We start from the raw sequence: 18,764 nt of genomic DNA on the forward strand, positions 1-18,764 counted from the left end.
AACTTAGGCTTTCTTGTTTTTCTTGCCGGAAACGATTGATTGCGCGGGTTTCAAGTTTTTTCTTACGTCGATTTTATATTCTTTTTCTGCAATATCGATCATCATGTCAAAGATGATCGCTTTGGAATCAGCGATGTGATTCTGATGCTCAAGTTGAGCCTTTTGCTTCTCCAGCAGTCTGACTTTGGCTTCCAGTTCTAAAATGCGCTGTTCTGGTGACTTTGCCATATTGGATGGTATTTGATTCTCCCAATCAAAGTTACCATATTTTTTTAACCAATTGCGAATAGTGCTATCTCCCTGGATGCCATACTGTTTTTGTGCTTGGGAGAGTGTCAATTTCCCCGATTCAATCTCTTTAACGACATTCAGCTTCAATGTTAAAGTGTAATCACGCTGAGTCCGCTTTACATAATTTGTTCCTTTTTCCATAACGATTCTTTTTGTGTATCGATATTTCAGGACGAGACATTTAAAATAAAAAAGAGGCTGTCTCAAAAAGGCAGTCTCTTTTTTTTCATTATCTAAGGTTTATTATTTGTTTTAACAGTTTGATTTTCATATATTTATAGTGTAAACAAAAAGGATATATGCCATCTCAAAGAGCCTACTTTTAAGCCTTACTATCAGGACCAGATCATGGCCATTCCTCCAACTTTGGACGAACTGGTGTCCAAAGGTCATCCGGTACGTATCGTTAACGATGTAATCAACCGGATCAACATTCAGTCCCTATTGGACGCTTATAAGATAAAAGGCTGCTCCAGTTATCATCCGCAGATGTTGTTGAAAGTTTTGGTGTTTGGCTACGTAAGCAATGTCTACAGCAGTCGCAAATTGGAAACGGCGTGCCGGGAGAACATCAATTTCATGTGGCTGAGCGGCATGAGCTATCCCGACCACAATACCATCAACAGATTTCGAGGCGTTCGTTTGAAAGAAGCACTTCGTAGTGTATTTGAAGAAGTTGTCAAACTCCTGTCCGAAGAAGGTCTGCTGAGTATAGAAGATGTTTACACCGATGGCACCAAGATTGAAGCCAATGCTAACAAATACACCTTTGTCTGGAAAAAAGCTATCCAGACCAATAAGGAGAAGATGAAAGCTGCCTTAAAAGATATTTGGGAATACGCCCAAAGTATCGCCAAAGCAGAGGACAACCTTCCGGAACCTCCCGATCTGACAACAATTGACCGCGAAAAAGTTCAGGCTACGGTCGATAACCTGAACCGGGTCTTGTCCGATAAACCTTCGGTAAGCAAGAAGATGAGGGCAAAGTTGCGCTATGCGACTAAAAACTACCCGGCCAAGATTGTTCAATATGAAGAGCAGGAAGTAACGCTTGGAGATAGAAATAGTTATAGCAAGACAGATCCCGATGCTACTTTTATGCGCATGAAAGAGGATCATATGAAAAATGGCCAGCTCAAACCAGGTTATAACATTCAGATATCTACTTCCAATCAATACATCGTCAATTACACCATACATCCCAACCCCACAGATACCACAACGCTACCCGGTCATCTGGCACAACATGAGGCGAGCTTTGGGGAAATACTGAAAACCATTACCGCAGATGCTGGCTATGGCAGCCAGGAGAACTATGCGATACTAGAAGGGAAAAACATTGGGGCCTATGTGAAATATGGTATGTTTGACAAGGAGCAGAAAAAGAGTTATTCGGGCAAGAAGCCATTCTCCGTTGATAAACTACATTATAACCCTGCAAAAGATTGCTATATCTGTCCAATGGGACAGGAAATGAACTGCATAGGTCTATTTACACAAAACACGTCCACAGGTTTCGAGCAAAAAATAAAAAGATATCAGGCAAAAAACTGCACAAACTGCCCATTGAACGGTGCTTGCCACAAATCACAGGGCAATAGAATCATCCAGATAAATGAACAGCTTGAGGCTTATAAAGATAGAGCATACGGATTGCTTAACAGCGATGTCGGTATAGCCAAAAGAAAACAGCGATGTCACGATGTCGAACCAGTCTTTGGAAACATAAAACAGAACCACGGGTTCCGAAGATTTATGCTCCGCGGTAAGGAAAAAGTGTCCATAGAATGGGGTTTATTGGCTATAGCGCAAAATCTAAGGAAAAAAGCAGCTTAAAAAGCTACTTTTTGTTCTTTTCTTCCCAAATGAACAGTTCTGTGAAATAATCAACAAACAACTCACAAATCTATCGCATAGCCATATTTAATAAAAAAGCTGCCTCAATAAATTTGAGACAGCTTCTTTTTCATGCCTTCCCATAAGCCATAGACAAAGCCGATCCGCTCAGTTAATGGATTAGCAATTGGCCTACTTAGTCGGCTAGGGGTCTAATGGTTCATCAGGATCGATCGTATAGGCCTCTTCTTTTGCCTTGAACTCGATGATCACATCTGAAATTCGTTTACCCAATGTATAAGGAATATACCCCAATTCACGTATACAACGATCGCCCATTTTTTCCACCGCATCAATGTGCACTTTACTACTGTTAACGATGGCGTATTTATCTTTCGGAAAACCATAATTCAACAGGATACGTGCTGTATTACGCAAATTTGTGGTCGTATGTCTCGCATGTGGATCAATCAATATTGCAGCTTCAGGTACTCCCATAATCTCGATCAGATACTTTTTCATTTCTATTGCCTCAATAAAGCGAGTCTTATAGGGATGTACTTTACCGCCAGACAACACAATAAAAGGGGCCAATTTTTCAAAGTAGCTTCGGGCTGCCATTCGCGCACGTAGCATTCCACCAGGACTAATAGGCTGTCCATACAGCTCGGGCCCCGCTCCTAAGGTCAGCAATAGACTATAGGGATAGCTTGCGAAGTCGGTATTTTTGACTGCTTCGTAAGCTTTCTTGTTTTCGAGTTCAATCAGCGGTTCTAGTTGTGCCGCGTCCCATCGCTCATTAATTTCCAACAAGCGTACCGCAGTCATCATGGTCATAAAAAATGCCGTTTTAGGCGTCGGAATATCTTTGCGGATGTCTTGGCCTACATCGTCCAAAAGATGAAGGTAGGCCGCACGTTTTACATCGAAAGAGATCGAATCTATTTTGGGGTAATTGGGACTTTTACCACCCGCATAGACGTCCACGACATAATTCATTGCCTTTAAATCCTGTTTCAAGGCTTTCGTAAAATAGACCTTTGCTGTTTCATGATGCAGCACACCATAGGTCATTGATGGAATAAGACTCGCCTGAACAAGCTGGTCCAACTTCTTGTTATGACCAATTTGCTCCGCCAGCTGCTCTGTCAACAGGTCGATTTCGTTATCCTGCCATTTGAAAGCATTCAAATAGCACATGAGATCGGCGCAGCTAGCGCTGTTGTTAAAACGTTCGAACCGTTTTTCCAATACCTGTGCTATCGGCTTGGAGCTGACGAGCTCCTGTATAAGGGCAGAATCTTTTAAAAGCAAATAGGATGCATAATAATTCTTCTTGATCAGCCAATCCTGTGGACCAATAGGCATATTGTTTACCTGACCTTTGGAAATATGCATACAGCATATTCCCAAGACAAGTAACAAGATTTTTCTGATATTCTTTATCATATCCATTCGATAACAGATTAATAACCTGGATTTTGATACATACGTGTCGGATCCAGCTTATATTCATCAAAAGGAATTGGATAGTATCGATCTTTTGTCGAAATATTGGAGATTTTAGCATTTCCATAATCAGCCTGGCTTTTCGTTTTGAAATAAGTCACCAGTTCCTGTGCATTGTAATTACGGATGAGATCAAACCAACGTTGGTTTTCAAATGCCAGTTCCACACGGCGTTCATGCAATATAGCCTCCTTTAAAGTTGGATATTTACTGCGGTAAGCCGTATTCAACATGGAAGCAGCATAGGAAGGCAATCCGGCACGTTCACGTACTTGATCTAACAGCGCGATAGCTTCCGCATCCTTACCCAGATGATACTTGGCCTCGGCCAACAACAGCATCACATCCGCGTAACGGATCAAGATCCAGTCGTTTCCGCCCCAACCATTGGTACCGGCAGCGTCACTGTTATCCCTAAATTTGGTTACAAACCAATCGTTAACCTGGGTATTTGTTGCAAACTTCACAGAGAAATCTTTTCGGATATCGCTTTGCTCGTAATCTTTAACCAAATCTAGTTTTGCCACTTCACCCGCACCGGTCGAGTTATAGCGTGAGTTGATGGTTTCTCCTCGCGCCTGGTAATTACGGGCAATACTCGAGCTATAGTTTTGGTCTCCCTGTTTATACTGAATCTGAAAAACGAGTTCTTTACAGCTATTTTTCTTGGTCACATCGAAAACATCCGCATAGGGGATTTCGTTCAGTTTACCAAAAGTTCGCATTTGGTAGGCCGCATTAAGGTACTGTTCTGCCTTCGCAAAATTTTCTGCACTCCCCGACGTCTGCGTTGCTCCCAACGTTAAGTATACTTGTCCCAAAATTGCATTAATAGCCGATTTAGATGCTCTGCCAATGACGTAATCTTTCTGTGTATTGGGAAGATTGCTGGACAATGCCTCTGTCAAATCCTTAATGATCTGTTCGTACACAACCGACTCTTTTTGCCGAAAAGCCAATTCATTTGCTTGCTCTTTACTGGTCACCTGTACCGTAGATAATGGAATATCTCCGAATTTACGCACCATATGGAAATATAATAATGCACGAACGAATTTCGCTTCCGCAATATAACGTCCTTTTAATTCTGCACTCGTAAAGGTCACATCGTCGACATGTGACAGAACCACATTACAGCGGCTGATTGCCGCATACATAGCCGACCAATGCGTCTTTAGATAGGTATTACTTGGCAGCAACGAAAAGTCATTGAATTGGAATGGCTCGCCGGCGTTGGATTGGTTATCATTACGTCCACTATTATCCGAACGTTCCTCATTATACAATGTACTGGATTCTCCGATCGTACTTCCCGAACGAAGGGACTGGTAAAGACCGTTAACCGCCAAGAGCACATCATTTTCTGACTTGAAGTAATCATCAATCGTAACGGCGTTGGGATTTTTCTGATTTAAAAAATCTTTGGTACATGAAGACAATGCCAACAAAACAAAGGGTAATATATATCTTTTTTTCATCCTGTTATTTTTTTATTTTTCATCAGCCCACGGAACTACAAAGAGCAGTCTGTAGGACTATTTTACAATACTGGAGCTTAACACGGGGCTTTCCTTGATATTCCTACGCACAACAGCTCCTCGATCCTGCTATTAGAACGTTACTTTCACACCAAGGTTATATGATCTCACCAATGGATAAAGCCCATAATCCACACCTGGAGTCAGGTTGCCGCGTTGATTATAATCGGGTTCCGGATTGTAGCCTTTGTATTTAGAAATCGTAAATGGATTGTCCACGGTCGCGTAGACCCTTACCCCAGAAAGTGTTAATTTTTCTGCTAGGCTTTTGGGAAGATTATAACCCAAGGCAATATTTGTCATACGCAAGAATGAACCGTCCTGCAGATAAAAATCGGAAAGACGTGTACTGTTACTTTGCGTACCGCCACGCGATGCACGGTAGACTTTACCATTTCCCGGATTTTGAGCCGAACGGTAGCGTTGTGCGACATCCGCATATTGGTTACCGGAACCTTCCATATTGTAGAGGTAATAATCATAGCCATCCAGCACTTTATTCCCTTGGGAGCCATTAAATGATGCCCGTAGATCAAATGCCTTATAGCGTGCGTTAACGGCAAAGCCATAGGTAAAATTAGGATGCGGATTGCCGATCACACGTTTATCGGCATCATTGACGATACCATTGCCATCTACATCTTCAAAATAAAGATCTCCTGGTTGCAGTGGGGTTGTTGAAGCCGCAGAAGGTGCGACAGTTTTATAGTTTTCCTCTGTTGCAACACCCAGAACTTTAAAACCATAGAACATACCAATTGGACTTCCTTCTTGTGTAATATGCGTTAAGTAGGAGCGTTCAGCACCATTCGTCAGAATGGTAGAAGCCCCACCAAGATCGAGCACTTTATTTCTGTTGACATTGATATTCCCACTGAATCCTAATTCAAATTCATTTTTGCGAATCAGTGTTGCATCAATCTGTAGATCAAAACCTTTATTCTGCACCTTCGAATTTGGCAGATTGGTCAGGATCGTTGTTGATCCAGATACAGCGGAGAGTGGCTGGTTGAATAATAAATTGAAGGAACGGCTCAGGTAAAAGTTGGTCATAATGTTGAGGCGGCCTTTCAACAAACCGAGATCAAGACCGGCGTTGTATTGCGAAGTTGTTTCCCAGCTCAATTTTGGATCGAGTAGATTGCCAGCCGTATAAGAGGTTTCTACTTTATCCCCAAGGATCACACCTGCTGGTGAGTTGATCACGGATATCGCATTGTAATCACCAATATTATTATTTCCACTACGTCCCCAGCTCGCTCTTAGTTTGACTGTCGATTGTTGCCCTAACCAATCCGTATAAAACTCCTCCTTGGAGAGGGTCCACCCGGCTGAAACCGATGGGAAAGTTCCCCATTTACTGTTCGGTCCAAAGCGTGACGAACCGTCAGTACGAATGGATGCCGAAAGGAAATATTTCGAATCGAAGCTGTAATTTACGCGGCTGAAATAAGACTGGAGCGTTGTCGTACGTTTGAACGTATCGTCTTTTAGCAATTGGAAATTAGAAGGATCCGCTCCTTTATCTGTAATTTCCCCAATTGCATTATTATTAAAACCGTTGGCTCTCACACCTTGATAATCATAATCTGTTCGTTGCGCCGAATAGCCCAATAAAGCGGATACCTGATGTTTACCACCAAAGGTCTTGTTATAGTTTAACGTTGTTTCCAGCAATTTGTCCAATTCATTTTTTGTCTTGGCATCTGCATAGGCAGCAGAAATTGCCTGCGGTGAAAACGGTTTGTTGTTTCCATCGGATATACTTGTCGGACGGAAATAATCATACTTCTCGTCATAAGTAGACAGTCCACCGTTTACTTTTAGATTTAGGCCATCCATAATGGAAAAATCTGCAAAGGCGTTATATACCCCTCTCTTTCCACGACGGTTGTTTTTAATCTCAGTAACATAAGCCAGTGGGTTTTCAGGGTTCTGGATACCGTAATTATTCGCCGAAAGATCGGCCATCAGGTATTTGGCATAGGTTCCATCTTCATTATAAACCGGCAGTGTCGGCAGATAGATTAAAGCCGCCATAGACGGACTTCTGTCGTAACGGCCTGTCGTCACCTCGTTATTGTCGTTATATGTAAACGATACGTTTGCGCCGACGGTCAACCTCTTGCTTACTTTGCTATCGATATTGGCACGAAAATTAAAGACTTTTTGATCCGTCCCCAGCATGATCCCTTGTTGATTCTGATAAGATCCACTTAGGAAATAGCGATTTTTTTCGTTACCGCCATACGTAGAGAGATTATGACGTTGGAAAGAAGCATTACGGTATAAGGCATCCTGCCAATCCGTATCATATTTCGCTTTTTTTGCGGTACCGGACGCAAAGTCATAGTAGTCTTCAGGAATACTTACTGAACCGGCATTTCCGACATTGGCGATACGCGTTTTATTATCATCAAAGCGTCTACTATCGCTCCAAGCGATCCCTTTCGTAGCCAGAAGGTCTTTATACGAATTGTTACGACCATCAATCAGGAGATCAATAAACTGTTCCGAATTTAAAACATCGATTTTCTTGGAAAGCTGACCAAAGCCCCCCAATACTTCGTAGTCCACATTACTCTTACCTTCCTTGCCACGCTTGGTTGTAATCAATACAACACCGCCAGCACCACGAGATCCATAGATCGCTGCAGAAGCGGCATCCTTTAACACATCGATAGACTCAATATCATTGGGGTTGATATTTAAATTGTTCCCTGCTGGATAACCGTCAATAACGTACAATGGATCCGAACCAGCGTTGATCGATCCCATTCCGCGGACGCGCATTTTGGTCCCATCGTATGGAGCGCCACTTGTCTGCATCACCTGTACACCTGCTACTTTACCAACCAATGCCTGGGATAACTTTGGTGCGCTCAAATTGAGTTCTTCGGCCTTAACGCTGGCGATTGCGCCCGTGACATCCGACTTTCTGATCCGCTGATATCCGATAGAGATGGTCACCTCTTCCAGTGTGTTCTCGTCGGTATGTAAGGAAAAGATCTGCCCATTGGATTGGGTAACAGCTTGCACAAGTCTGCTATACCCAATAAAAGAAATACTGAGGTTATCACCCATTTCGGCCTCGATCTGAAAATTCCCTTTTTCGTCAGACTGAACAGATTTTTTACTTTTCGAATTTTGAACGGTTGCTCCTGCGACAGCATTTCCTTGGGCGTCGACGACACGGCCTTTAACGATCCCCTGTGCATACGTAAATTGTGACGTGGTTAGTGTGAGCGATTTGGCTTGAACAGCGGGTGAGCTCGCTGCAATGGCACATAACAACCAAAAGACATTGTTGGTTTTAAATTTCATAAGTAGCGCATTTGATTTATGGGTACAAGATTACAAATGCTATATGAAGGCAGGGTCAACAAAACATTAACAGTTTTTAAATAAACCGGGTTAGCACGCTATAAAAACTTAACAAAAGGATAACAAAAAACCTAAGATTTATTGCTTAGGCTTCCCACTAAAAGCACTATAAATCCATAAAATCAGAAGATATAAAGTAGCCGCAAAAAGAATATTGCCGATCAATTTTAGAGGTTCAAACTCATGGTATCCGACCTGCTCATTAAGATCAAGGCTATAGCCGCTTCCCTCCCTATAGAATATCCATGGAAATCCTACCGTTAAATTGCCATCGACATCCAGCTCATTGTGATAGAAACAAACTGTCATAATAGCAAAAATACCAATAGTACCAACAAGCACTTTGAATAATGCTGGCACTATTGATGTTTTACTTTGTTCAGGTTTTGCATGCATGATTAAATATAGCAATTCATTTTGATTGCATGTTATAATCACTATAGGTACCTTGGCATTGACTAGCTAGTTCTACACATTTTGATCGTCGTATTTTACAAGGTTGATCAAACTTAACATAGATTTATGCTGTATCCTTCCCATCATCTCCTTTCATGATAAGATGGATGCGGTCCTCTAAAACTCTTTTATGCCAAGCATCCAATAGCGATCTTGTTTTTCCGACAAGGTCTCCCCCCTCATTCGTCTCCATCATTTTCACCCACTCTTCTGCAAATTCCCCATATTCAACGATACTATTTTCGGACTGTGTATATTGGATCAAATATTCCATCGCAAATACGTTAGCCCAACGGTCGGGGTGTATTGGATCACACATATACTCAGCAATGTCAATCTTGTCAATAAACGCCTGCACCACTTCTTCGGGGCTAAAACCAAACAGATCGCAGAATTGTTTAAATGCCGTTGTCAATTTAATATTTTCGAATGTTTCCATTATTTATTTAATTTAAGAAGTCATCATTTTTTTATCCTAGTTATCTCTATTTAACCGCTGTAAGATTACGCTATCTTCATCAAAAGACAAGTTGTTTCCCGAACTTCCCAAAGGTTGTTTATCACTAAAATTCGTCATCCTTAGTTTCCAGAAGATTATCTAGCCAGACGTGATAAAGTGCAATTCTTCGATCAAGATCCCGATAGAAAAAATAGCGTTTATTGAGTTCCTGCAAATCCATTATAAATCGTTTAAAAAAAGATGTATTACGATATTCCCAATCAATAAGGCCGCCGTAACCGTCATGGACACGATGAATAAATCCCAAAACTGGATTATAAGTGGCTTTATCGAGGTGCATTGCAGCTAAAAAATCAGGTGTTGATGCCTGCAGCATCATGGTATTGATATAATGCGATGGATGAACGGAATTCATAATGCAGGTCAGCAGAAAATCCTTACTCAATTTAAAGTATATGTTTTCATCTAAATAGATTCGATCTTTAAGCATTACCTTTTTAGCAAAAAGATCATAAAGCTGCGCAGTAATAATACGTCCTCTATTTCTACGTTCGCCGGTACTATAATTTCTATTGACTGCTAATTTTACCTGACGTCGCAATAATTTCATCCCCACATCCCTGTCATTATCTTTGAATTCGATCTTCAAACAATTATGGTCTTTAGGAATTTTATCGTTGATAAAACGTATAGCCCTAGTCGCAATATTATAGCTCGAATTATCTTTAAAATTCTGATCTATAAAAGAGTAATGATCTAGAAACAATTGAATAAAAGCTGGCACAGCGATACCAAAAAGCTCACATATTAACCGAAAATTTCGTGGTACCTTTAAAGGTACTCCTATTATATCTTCCATATTTTTAATATCTTTTATTTATGTGCGATATAGCGGAAGCCAAAACTCTTGGCTTTAGTTTTCCGCAGCGGTGCACTCCCTTTCTTTCCTACGAACACGCCAATTTCATGCATCAAGCTTTTTATGCAAATTTTTTCTCCCAGATACTTTTCCGCATAACGCCATAGTTCAAGCGGTGTTCTATATTTCTTAAAATAATCCATCTCGATAAGCTTACCCAAAACGATTTCCACTACCATGCAATCGCATGCGAACTGTTCAGCTTGGGCTGAATCTTCTACCCTGATTTCCTCCATTAATTGAAAAAAAGTCATAGTTTCAACGGAATTAATAAAATATTCCATTTGATAATATCGAATAGCCTTTTCTTCCCAAATCGTCAACTCAAACTGATAGCTTGTTTTATTATCAAATTTATTGATATCCACTTTCCTGCGGTTAAACACCCAATTAAGATGCACCATAACTTCAAGATTTCCGGACGGGATTTTAAGTTCTTCCATTTCCTTAACATAGGTTTGCTCTTGTCCCATTAAGAAAGCCATTTCTTCACGGGTAAAACCGCAGCTGATCCGATTTAATATCAGGAGATAAATAATACCCGCATAGTACATGGAAAATTCTGCGCGAAATCTCTCTCGGTGAATATCATTAATTAAATTTTGCATGCTCCTCCTTTCGATCAACCGGATAAAAAGAATACCTTCCTTCCACATTTCTGACGACCAACCTGTTTTGCTGAATGAGTCCATACGGCACATTTTTCAAATGCCTTGGATAAATCTGGAGATGAACCTGTCCCGTTTCCTTAACTTTCCGAAACAGTTGCCAAGGAGCTGCACCATGCCCAAAGAATTCCAGACCCAATAGCCCTTCAATCTTTTGGCGCACATGTAACATCGCATCCGATTCAAGCTGGACATCTTTTTCAGCTTTCCATTCCTCAAATTGCAATGCAATTGAAGACTTTTTTTGCGAGACAAACTGCCAAGGAATTTCGATAGAATAATGCCACCTGACCTCGTCCTCTTCAATATGAAGACGGACGAGACGTTCTTCGGTAACTTCATATCTTTCGCGATGGAATTCCATCGGTTCAATGCATGAGCTCATGTATATTCGATCCAGCAAGATCGATTCCTGGGTCAAAAAACTTCGTACCTGATACATTTTTTCAAAGTCTAAATATGCATGATCAGGTCTACCAACCAAGAACGACAGTTCTTCAGGTCTCCAGCCCTTTTCTATTCTCAGTTTTAGATAGGTGTACCATAGTTGAAAATCGTGCGAAAACATCATTCCCCCATAGGATGCTTTTTGTGGAGATACTTTTTTGATCATTATAGTGTACAATTGGTTATTCAAATAATTTAAGCAGCTCATCTTTACTGATCGATTTCATTAGATTAGCCTCATCTAAAATCAGTCCTTCGGATATTCGTTTTTTACTTTCTTGAAGGGCTAAGATGTGCTCCTCAACGGAATCCCGACAAACAATCTTATAAGCCATCACATGCTTTTCTTGCCCTATTCGATAACAACGATCTATCGCCTGTGCTTCGGCAGCAGGATTCCACCAGGGATCCAAAATATAGACATAGTCGGCAGCCGTTAGATTTAAGCCGGTTCCTCCCGCTTTAAGGCTAATGAGAAACACACGGCATTCGTCCTCGTTCTGAAATCTTTCGACCGCATTTTGCCGCTGATCTTGATTCATCTTACCATCAAGGTAGACATAAGCTATTCCCTTATTTTCGATTCGTTGAGCCACCAGCTTAAGCATGGAAGTATACGCCGAAAAGAGAAGAATCTTATGATTTGGAGCTACTTCATCCATGATCTCATCAATAAAATCCAATTTAATAGATTCATGACCGAAGCCGCCATCTTTCATCAGAATGGGGGAGTTGCAAAGCTGCCGTAGTTTTTGCAGCGCCTCGATCGCTAAAAATTTGGATTTCGTGGAATCAGCGCTATTCAGATTATTTTCAATCTCTCCCTTGAATATTTTTCTGACCTTATCGTATATTTTCCTTTGCTCTGGAAGCATATCCATATAGAGAATTGTTTCGGTCTTTTCAGGAAGGTCCAAAGCAACCTGTTTTTTTGTACGCCGAAGAATAAAAGGTTGAATCATCTTTTGGAGGCCAAGGGTAGTTTCTTGCGCTGTATTTTCATCTTTGATCCCCTTATAGGTGTTATTAAAATTGCCATAAGTTCCAAAAAAACCCGGATTGACCATACTCATTTGTGCATAGATATCCTCCACGCCATTTTCAATCGGTGTTCCTGTCATCGCTATGCGATAGCAGGATTTTAGCTCAGTGAGCGATTTAAATCTTTTTGAATTACGATTTTTCACCGCCTGCGACTCATCTAAAATCATGTAACTAAAGGACTGGGATTTAAGAAAATCAAGCTCCATCATAACTGTTCCATAGGTCGTAATCAAGATGGATTCGTTCTCTATTTCTGTGATTTCCCTCCTTTTTTGTCCATGATAAATAGCAGTCCGACGATTTGGGGAAAATTTCTTAAATTCTGACAGCCAATTGAATAGTAAGGAATTGGGTACAATAATAATTGAGGGGGCCGCCTTTGGATTATTTTGATAGAAATATTCCAAAAGCGTTATTGCCTGTAAGGTTTTCCCTAATCCCATATCATCAGCCAAGATACCGCCCCATTGAAAATCACTTAAGAATACCATCCAGCTAAATCCTGCCTGTTGGTAAGGGCGCAACTCTGCCTGGATCTCTTTCGGAACATCCAACAGGGCTATTTCATCCGTATTCAACAGTTTCTTTCGACGTTCAGCTAGGCTATTTTGAATAATACGGGGATCAATTCGATCCAGCCGTGTTTGGAAAGATAGCAATTGGGCTGAAGTGAGTTTAAGACAGTCGGTTTCAACCAGCGCATAATTAAACAGCACATCAAATAATGCTTTATCTGAGGCTTTAATATATCCGAAAGATTTATCTGCCAATTGGATGCTACTGTAGTCATTTATGATCTTTTCTTCAAACTCTCCCGGTAAATAGGTCGTTGTTCCAAATTTGAAAATCATGTAAATGGAAAATACATTATTGTCCTGACGAATATCCAATACTTCCCATTTCAGTTGGTGTGGCAGCAAATAAGCTCCCTTTGAAATATTGTTCAGAATAGTTTTGTACCCCTTGCTCTTACATTTTTTTATAAATTCATACAGTCTATTTCTGTTGCTATGCGCCTGCCATTCCAAGCGCTTAACCATTCTATTGGTGCAGCTTTTCAAATTTGGCAACTGAGCTTCAATAAAGGTATTAAACTCATGCTCGCCAACAAGATCTCTCTCCGTATACAGGCAGGTTCCATTTTCCGGTTTTAAAATCAAGTTTCCTCCATATGGAATTACATATTCTTCCTTTTCACTCAGCATAGCTTTCAATTCGAAATTTAAATGATCATCGTCGTCTTTCTCCACCACAACCTTAAATTGAGGCACATGATGAGCGGTATTAGAAATAAAAACTGTATCCTTGTTTAAAGGTTCAAGGTCTATGTGAAAGGATGTTGACAATGGAATCAACATACGCGTAAAGAAGTCTTCATAGTCCCGCTTTAACACCGTTATTTTAGTAGAAATACTGTAAAAGAAACGTAATAGAAACTCCTTTTGAAGATTATCAACAAAAAGACACTCGTCTTCATTTAGATTGATAAAGAAGAAATTGGACCGACATTCGGATGTATAGTCTTTCAACTCCTCTCCTTTGTAGACAAGAATTAACGATAGAAGCAGGTGATCGCTGCCTTCTTTCAAATGAAATTTCAGACTAAGATCATCGCCCGCCAAAATCACATTCCGATACGTTGTACGATATTTGGATGGATATTTGAAGTTTTCAATTGTAGTTTTAAAATTATTTCTATCGACAAAAGCAACACGTAATCTTTGATCCGATTTTCCTTCCAAAAGTTTACGCCAAGCACTGATGATAATATCCTTCTCCACACGATCAGCGTCATTTCGCGTCTCATCTTTTTCCCTATCCCCTAATTGTCTTTGTGGACTTTTGGAAAAAGCTAAAATCTTACGACATAAATCGATTTTTAAAACATCACTATCAGCAAAATTCGCCAACTTATTACCAAATTCTTCTAAATAATTTATCTTACTGTTTATTTCAAAAGGTATTAAAAAGGGCAGTCCGTCCACCTGACGCTCTCTAGGAATAACATACATAAAATTCGGAAAAGGCGCCTCATGCTGTTCCATCCATCGGTTTTCAGATGCTGCATCTAGCAATTCCGATTCAAGCTCCTGGTGGTCGAAATAATTATATACCTGACCAAATTGATTATGATTTTCAATACAAACCTTGTCCTTGCGGTAATATAGCCTAGAAATACCCAATTGAAAGTACTTATGCTGACTTTCGGGTAGGATGGCAATATCTTTTGCATATAAATCATGTAAGAATTTATTACTGACTAAAAACTTACGATAAAGTCCAATAATTACATAATCACACAGACTATCATGACGCTTTTTACAATCGCACTTAACCTTCAATCCGATTTCTCGGATCTCGAGATCAATTTTGAGATTTTTGTTTTTATAATTTCCGTCTCTTCTTAGAGAAAATGGCCATTTAAACTTGTTGACTTTGATTATCCTAACGCTGTAACTATAAAGCTGAAAATCCGTCAGTGGTATTTCTCCTTTATAGAGCTTAAGAAAGTAGTCTGATGAAATATAAAGATCCTCTTGGTTTTCCCAAGGAATAATAAAGCTATTCTTCTCTTTGTCAGGTATAATCGGAACGACATCTGTTACTAACTCCAGATTTTCAACACTATTTTCCATAAATCCTTTTTTATTGCTTATTGAAATTAACCTCCGATTTCAGCTCCATATACCGTATGCTCTGATCGCAGAGATCGACAAAGAAATCCGTAATTTCTTTCGCTTTTGACTTAAAGTAGTCCATATCAAGCTGAGCCAATGGTGAAGGAAGCTCATAGACTCGCCCTTTCATTTGTTTTAACAGCTCTGCATTCAATATTTCCTCCACCTCATTTCTTGCTGTAAAAAATTCTTTCACCTTTTTATCACAGATACATGTCCAGTCCACCAGATCCGCTATAGTCACATTCATTGGCGCATAACCGATTCGGAGATATAGATAACTATATAGTCCAATAGAAGTCAATTGATTTAAAAATAATACAGCTAATTGTGGACTAGTAAGTCCTTCAAAGGCAAATACACCTAGCAGATCCTGCATGAGTTTTGAATTGCGTGTCCATGAAATGGATGTCTTAAATAACGTATCATGCCAATTGACCGGAGAAACGGAATAGGTGGGTTTATAACGCGGATGGCGATAGAGAACAACAGATTCATTCCAAATGGTATGGGAGAAACGGCTACCCAGATCCAATTTTGTTGCCAGAAAATCTGTGCTAATAAAAGCTACAACTGCAGTAACTTGACCGTAAGCGACTTTTCGAAAGTGACAGTGACCCAATTTCTTTTTTATCACAACAAGGTAGATCTCGGCTTTTCCATTTTCCTGACGAGGAAAATCAAACAGCCCTTTTCCATGGGCATCGCTGACATAATAATTGAGCAACATCATTTGTTCGGGGTTATTTTCCTGGTGGATCTGATGCAACAACTCCTGTACATCGCTCTGATATTGCGCTGGCCAAGGGAAACTATGAAAGTCTGCACCAGCTTCAACTTGCTCTTGTTCCTTCATTTTAGCCAACTTGCTCTTTTCTAGCGCCGCTTGAGCAGCGCCCTCTGCGGCCACAAGCGCATCGTATACGGCCTGCAAGGCTTCCGTAAAGTAGCGGAACAACTTTTCTATTGCAGCCTGCAATACGAGACAACGATCATATAGTTGCGAAGCATCTACGGCTGAAATATCCAGGTCTCTATTTTGATTAACGGCATTAAAAGAATTATCCAGTAATGCAAAACGCATCTTATCTTCGTCTGCCTCGCCCATAAAGACCGATTTGAACATCGGAAAATGCGTATGCAGGCTCCGAATTCGACTGTCAAGACTATGTACATTATTTCCCTTACCTTCTACCATTACTTGAAGCAGTTTCAGATGACTTTCCAAACTTTGGTGAACCATAAATAAGGCACGCGGATAATTGGCTATTTCTGCAAATGTTTGTGCTCCCTGTAAAAACTCCGCGGATACAGCAGTCGCCTTCTCATAATACTTTTCCGAGAGATCCAATATGCCACGTATTTCCTTTCCTTTACTGACGAGAGAACTACTTCGTGTACTACTAAAAATCTCATGCTGAGGCAAGATCGCATAACAATAAAATAAGCTCCCAAGCTTTATTTTATTCTTCAATTCTGGCGCAAAAATCAATTCAAATGAAATGTTCTCTTGATCCATCAAGCACAATTCCACAATAGGTTTTAGCACTTTGTGTGAAAGTCCACTCACGGGTTTAAGCGCTAAAACTAAATGATGCGATTCCTGATCGAGAAATTGATATTTAACGACATAGGCACGATCGAGATCCATACGCTGGGAAAGCCGATCAATAATTAATTGGCTATTAATTTCCATACTAAATGATTTAAGGTTAAAAAATTGGCGCAATAAGACAGACCAACAGATCAAACTGTTAAAGACCATTATTGCAAATAATCAATACTTAATTTGTAAAAAAGATAGTATAATATCCAAGGAGACTACATAGGGTCAACACGTTTTATTAGATAGACGTTCGCCCCTTGGCTTTTTAGGAAATACCAGCACCACAATTAAAAATGTATCGAAACTTTCATTTCGTGAAAAAGTGATGAGCTACCGCTGGTAATTTGGTAACTAAACACTTTGTAATTCAATTACAAGAAAAACAATAACAATACAATTATATAGTTAATATATACAAATATATAAATTAACAATTTTAAAACAAATTATTTTTTAGATTTCACTTGTGTATGTTTAAAAATAGCCAATAAGAAAATCCAATAGTGCTTTAAATACACGAATTATAAATGGCGAGAAGCGAATTGTAAACAATCGACAGATTACTTATATATTTCCGTTATCTTTAGCGGAATAGATCTTTAATAATTGCTATAGAACATAGCATTTACAGTTATGAACAGTAGTTTAAAAATGGGAATCCTAAGTGCTTTGATAAGTCTACTCCTTTCCTGCAAGGAACAGGTCAGTCCTTTATCTGAAGACTACTATAAAAAGAACGGCGCGATTTATTTTATACCGGGCGGCAATGGTTTTGAAAGAGGGTCTAGAAAGACCGTTGCCGATGTAGCTAGTTTTTCAGTGATTAAAGAGGTCTATGCCCGCGATAAGGATCGCGTCTATTTTATGGGTTGTCCCCAAGAGCTGGTGGATGTAAAGACCTTTCAACTGAAAAACAGGATTCCTGTCGATCAACAACACGTATTCAAGTTTGAAGGTTTTGCGTCGGCTACTTCCGATTGCAACCAAAACCAGCTTACCATTATTGATGGAGCCGATCCGGCAACTTATACGACGTTATATGATCAACTGCCGGCACTAGCTAAAGATAAAGCACATTACTTTTATAAGTATCAACCCCTTCACGTCGACTATGCGACTTTCAGCGTTATCAACAGCAACTTTGTAAAAGATAAAAATCAGCTTTATGTTGTTACGGACAAAGGTATTCTTTCGCTGCACTACAAAACTGCTCGCGTTGAGGCGCTCAATGCAGCATATATCCTACTGGATGGTAAAAAGTTACTTTATTATGAACCTCATCAACATATCGGCCTGTTGGAAATCAATATTCCTTCGTCAAATAAAATCAAATTCCTTAATGAGAAAACAGTAATCATTGACCAATTGATAGTTATTTCGGGAAAGAAATTTGGATACCCTGCGGTCGATCCGGGCAGCTTTGAATTATTAGAAGGATCAAACGGAAACGCCACTTGGTCACGCGACAAAAATCATGTCTATTATAAGCAACAGATATTTTCAGAAGCAGATCCAAAGACTTTTGAGGTCCTCAAGTTTGCCGTCGCCAAGGATGCCAAACATATTTTCATTGGCAATAAAATATTCAACGGACCAGATGTAAAAAGTTTCAAAAAGGTTGATAAATCTCGGGTGAACCATGATTTCGAAGATGACCTTGGCAACAGATACTGGTATCAAACCAATAAAGGGGAGGTTATTTTGGTTCCGGTTACAAAGAAGTAATAGAAGCACCGAGGACTTTACGCCCGGCGTTAAGAAAGTATGAGTTCGTACCGTACAGATCTCCCATGTCCCAACTGTTCAACTATCCCCAGTTCCTGCAACCTTTGCAGATCCCTAGTCGCAGTAGCTTTTGAGGTCCGTGTAATAGAAATATATTTTTTTGCAGTCATCCCGCCAATAAAACCTTCAATTCCATGCTCAAA

At 40.0% G+C, this 18,764-nt stretch carries 14 protein-coding genes; 2 read left to right on the forward strand and 12 right to left on the reverse strand.

Features of this window, described 5'->3' with window-relative positions:
• Window positions 1-3: 3 nt before the first annotated feature.
• Window positions 4-432, reverse strand: coding sequence for a helix-turn-helix domain-containing protein (locus A9970_RS28735; RefSeq protein WP_259655432.1), 429 nt, complete (start codon window positions 430-432; stop codon window positions 4-6).
• Window positions 433-588: 156 nt separating this feature from the next.
• Here A9970_RS28735 and A9970_RS18650 point away from each other — a divergent pair, with 156 nt between their 5' ends.
• The gene (locus tag A9970_RS18650; RefSeq protein ID WP_256602862.1) at window positions 589-2,127 is read left to right on the forward strand and encodes an IS1182 family transposase; all 1,539 of its coding nucleotides are present in this window, start codon (window positions 589-591) and stop codon (window positions 2,125-2,127) included.
• Between the two features lie 204 nt (window positions 2,128-2,331).
• Here A9970_RS18650 and A9970_RS18655 read toward each other — a convergent pair whose 3' ends face one another.
• The 10 genes from A9970_RS18655 to A9970_RS18700 all read right to left on the reverse strand — a co-directional run bounded on the left by A9970_RS18655 (window position 2,332) and on the right by A9970_RS18700 (window position 16,926).
• Window positions 2,332-3,576, reverse strand: a complete 1,245-nt coding sequence (locus A9970_RS18655; protein WP_220801653.1) for a YdcF family protein — start codon at window positions 3,574-3,576, stop codon at window positions 2,332-2,334.
• Window positions 3,577-3,593: 17 nt separating this feature from the next.
• The gene (locus A9970_RS18660) at window positions 3,594-5,114 is read right to left on the reverse strand and encodes a RagB/SusD family nutrient uptake outer membrane protein (RefSeq protein ID WP_182983321.1); all 1,521 of its coding nucleotides are present in this window, start codon (window positions 5,112-5,114) and stop codon (window positions 3,594-3,596) included.
• A gap of 132 nt (window positions 5,115-5,246) precedes the next feature.
• Window positions 5,247-8,498, reverse strand: coding sequence for a TonB-dependent receptor (locus A9970_RS18665; RefSeq protein ID WP_182983322.1), 3,252 nt, complete (start codon window positions 8,496-8,498; stop codon window positions 5,247-5,249).
• Between the two features lie 138 nt (window positions 8,499-8,636).
• Window positions 8,637-8,954 (reverse strand): hypothetical protein, encoded by a 318-nt coding sequence (locus A9970_RS18670; protein WP_070563425.1) that lies wholly within the window; start codon window positions 8,952-8,954, stop codon window positions 8,637-8,639.
• A gap of 124 nt (window positions 8,955-9,078) precedes the next feature.
• Window positions 9,079-9,453, reverse strand: a complete 375-nt coding sequence (locus A9970_RS18675; protein WP_070563422.1) for a hypothetical protein — start codon at window positions 9,451-9,453, stop codon at window positions 9,079-9,081.
• A 124-nt stretch (window positions 9,454-9,577) separates the two neighbouring features.
• Complete coding sequence (locus tag A9970_RS18680; protein ID WP_070563419.1) at window positions 9,578-10,333, reverse strand: hypothetical protein; 756 nt, start codon at window positions 10,331-10,333, stop codon at window positions 9,578-9,580.
• 14 nt (window positions 10,334-10,347) lie between these two features.
• On the reverse strand, window positions 10,348-11,001 hold the full coding sequence (locus tag A9970_RS18685) for a hypothetical protein (protein WP_112373843.1): 654 nt from the start codon (window positions 10,999-11,001) through the stop codon (window positions 10,348-10,350).
• The gene (locus tag A9970_RS18690; RefSeq protein ID WP_070563412.1) at window positions 10,985-11,674 is read right to left on the reverse strand and encodes a hypothetical protein; all 690 of its coding nucleotides are present in this window, start codon (window positions 11,672-11,674) and stop codon (window positions 10,985-10,987) included. Before A9970_RS18690 ends, A9970_RS18685 begins: the two co-directional genes overlap by 17 nt.
• A gap of 16 nt (window positions 11,675-11,690) precedes the next feature.
• A complete protein-coding gene (locus tag A9970_RS18695; protein ID WP_182983323.1) occupies window positions 11,691-15,188 on the reverse strand; it encodes a DEAD/DEAH box helicase in 3,498 nt (1,165 codons plus the stop codon).
• A 10-nt stretch (window positions 15,189-15,198) separates the two neighbouring features.
• Complete coding sequence (locus A9970_RS18700) at window positions 15,199-16,926, reverse strand: hypothetical protein (RefSeq protein ID WP_182983324.1); 1,728 nt, start codon at window positions 16,924-16,926, stop codon at window positions 15,199-15,201.
• 543 nt (window positions 16,927-17,469) lie between these two features.
• Between A9970_RS18700 and A9970_RS18705 the strand changes: the two genes are divergently transcribed.
• Window positions 17,470-18,561, forward strand: a complete 1,092-nt coding sequence (locus A9970_RS18705; protein WP_182983325.1) for a DKNYY domain-containing protein — start codon at window positions 17,470-17,472, stop codon at window positions 18,559-18,561.
• 29 nt (window positions 18,562-18,590) lie between these two features.
• On the opposite strand, the gene A9970_RS29075 is transcribed toward A9970_RS18705, so the two are convergent.
• Window positions 18,591-18,731, reverse strand: coding sequence for a hypothetical protein (locus tag A9970_RS29075; protein WP_376746074.1), 141 nt, complete (start codon window positions 18,729-18,731; stop codon window positions 18,591-18,593).
• Window positions 18,732-18,764 lie beyond the last annotated feature (33 nt).

Source organism: Sphingobacterium sp. UME9 (assembly GCF_014170215.1).
In the GTDB taxonomy this organism is placed as follows: Bacteria; Bacteroidota; Bacteroidia; order Sphingobacteriales; family Sphingobacteriaceae; genus Sphingobacterium; species Sphingobacterium paramultivorum.

What these genes read in the sequence shown, in the direction of transcription:
- A9970_RS28735 (WP_259655432.1), bottom strand. Translation starts at nt 432, where the DNA reads ATGGAAAAAGGAACAAATTATGTAAAGCGGACTCAGCGTGATTACACT.
- A9970_RS18655 (WP_220801653.1), bottom strand. Translation starts at nt 3,576, where the DNA reads ATGATAAAGAATATCAGAAAAATCTTGTTACTTGTCTTGGGAATATGC.
- A9970_RS18660 (WP_182983321.1), bottom strand. Translation starts at nt 5,114, where the DNA reads ATGAAAAAAAGATATATATTACCCTTTGTTTTGTTGGCATTGTCTTCA.
- A9970_RS18665 (WP_182983322.1), bottom strand. Translation starts at nt 8,498, where the DNA reads ATGAAATTTAAAACCAACAATGTCTTTTGGTTGTTATGTGCCATTGCA.
- A9970_RS18670 (WP_070563425.1), bottom strand. Translation starts at nt 8,954, where the DNA reads ATGCATGCAAAACCTGAACAAAGTAAAACATCAATAGTGCCAGCATTA.
- A9970_RS18675 (WP_070563422.1), bottom strand. Translation starts at nt 9,453, where the DNA reads ATGGAAACATTCGAAAATATTAAATTGACAACGGCATTTAAACAATTC.
- A9970_RS18680 (WP_070563419.1), bottom strand. Translation starts at nt 10,333, where the DNA reads ATGGAAGATATAATAGGAGTACCTTTAAAGGTACCACGAAATTTTCGG.
- A9970_RS18685 (WP_112373843.1), bottom strand. Translation starts at nt 11,001, where the DNA reads ATGCAAAATTTAATTAATGATATTCACCGAGAGAGATTTCGCGCAGAA.
- A9970_RS18690 (WP_070563412.1), bottom strand. Translation starts at nt 11,674, where the DNA reads ATGATCAAAAAAGTATCTCCACAAAAAGCATCCTATGGGGGAATGATG.
- A9970_RS18695 (WP_182983323.1), bottom strand. Translation starts at nt 15,188, where the DNA reads ATGGAAAATAGTGTTGAAAATCTGGAGTTAGTAACAGATGTCGTTCCG.
- A9970_RS18700 (WP_182983324.1), bottom strand. Translation starts at nt 16,926, where the DNA reads ATGGAAATTAATAGCCAATTAATTATTGATCGGCTTTCCCAGCGTATG.
- A9970_RS18705 (WP_182983325.1), top strand. Translation starts at nt 17,470, where the DNA reads ATGAACAGTAGTTTAAAAATGGGAATCCTAAGTGCTTTGATAAGTCTA.
- A9970_RS29075 (WP_376746074.1), bottom strand. Translation starts at nt 18,731, where the DNA reads ATGACTGCAAAAAAATATATTTCTATTACACGGACCTCAAAAGCTACT.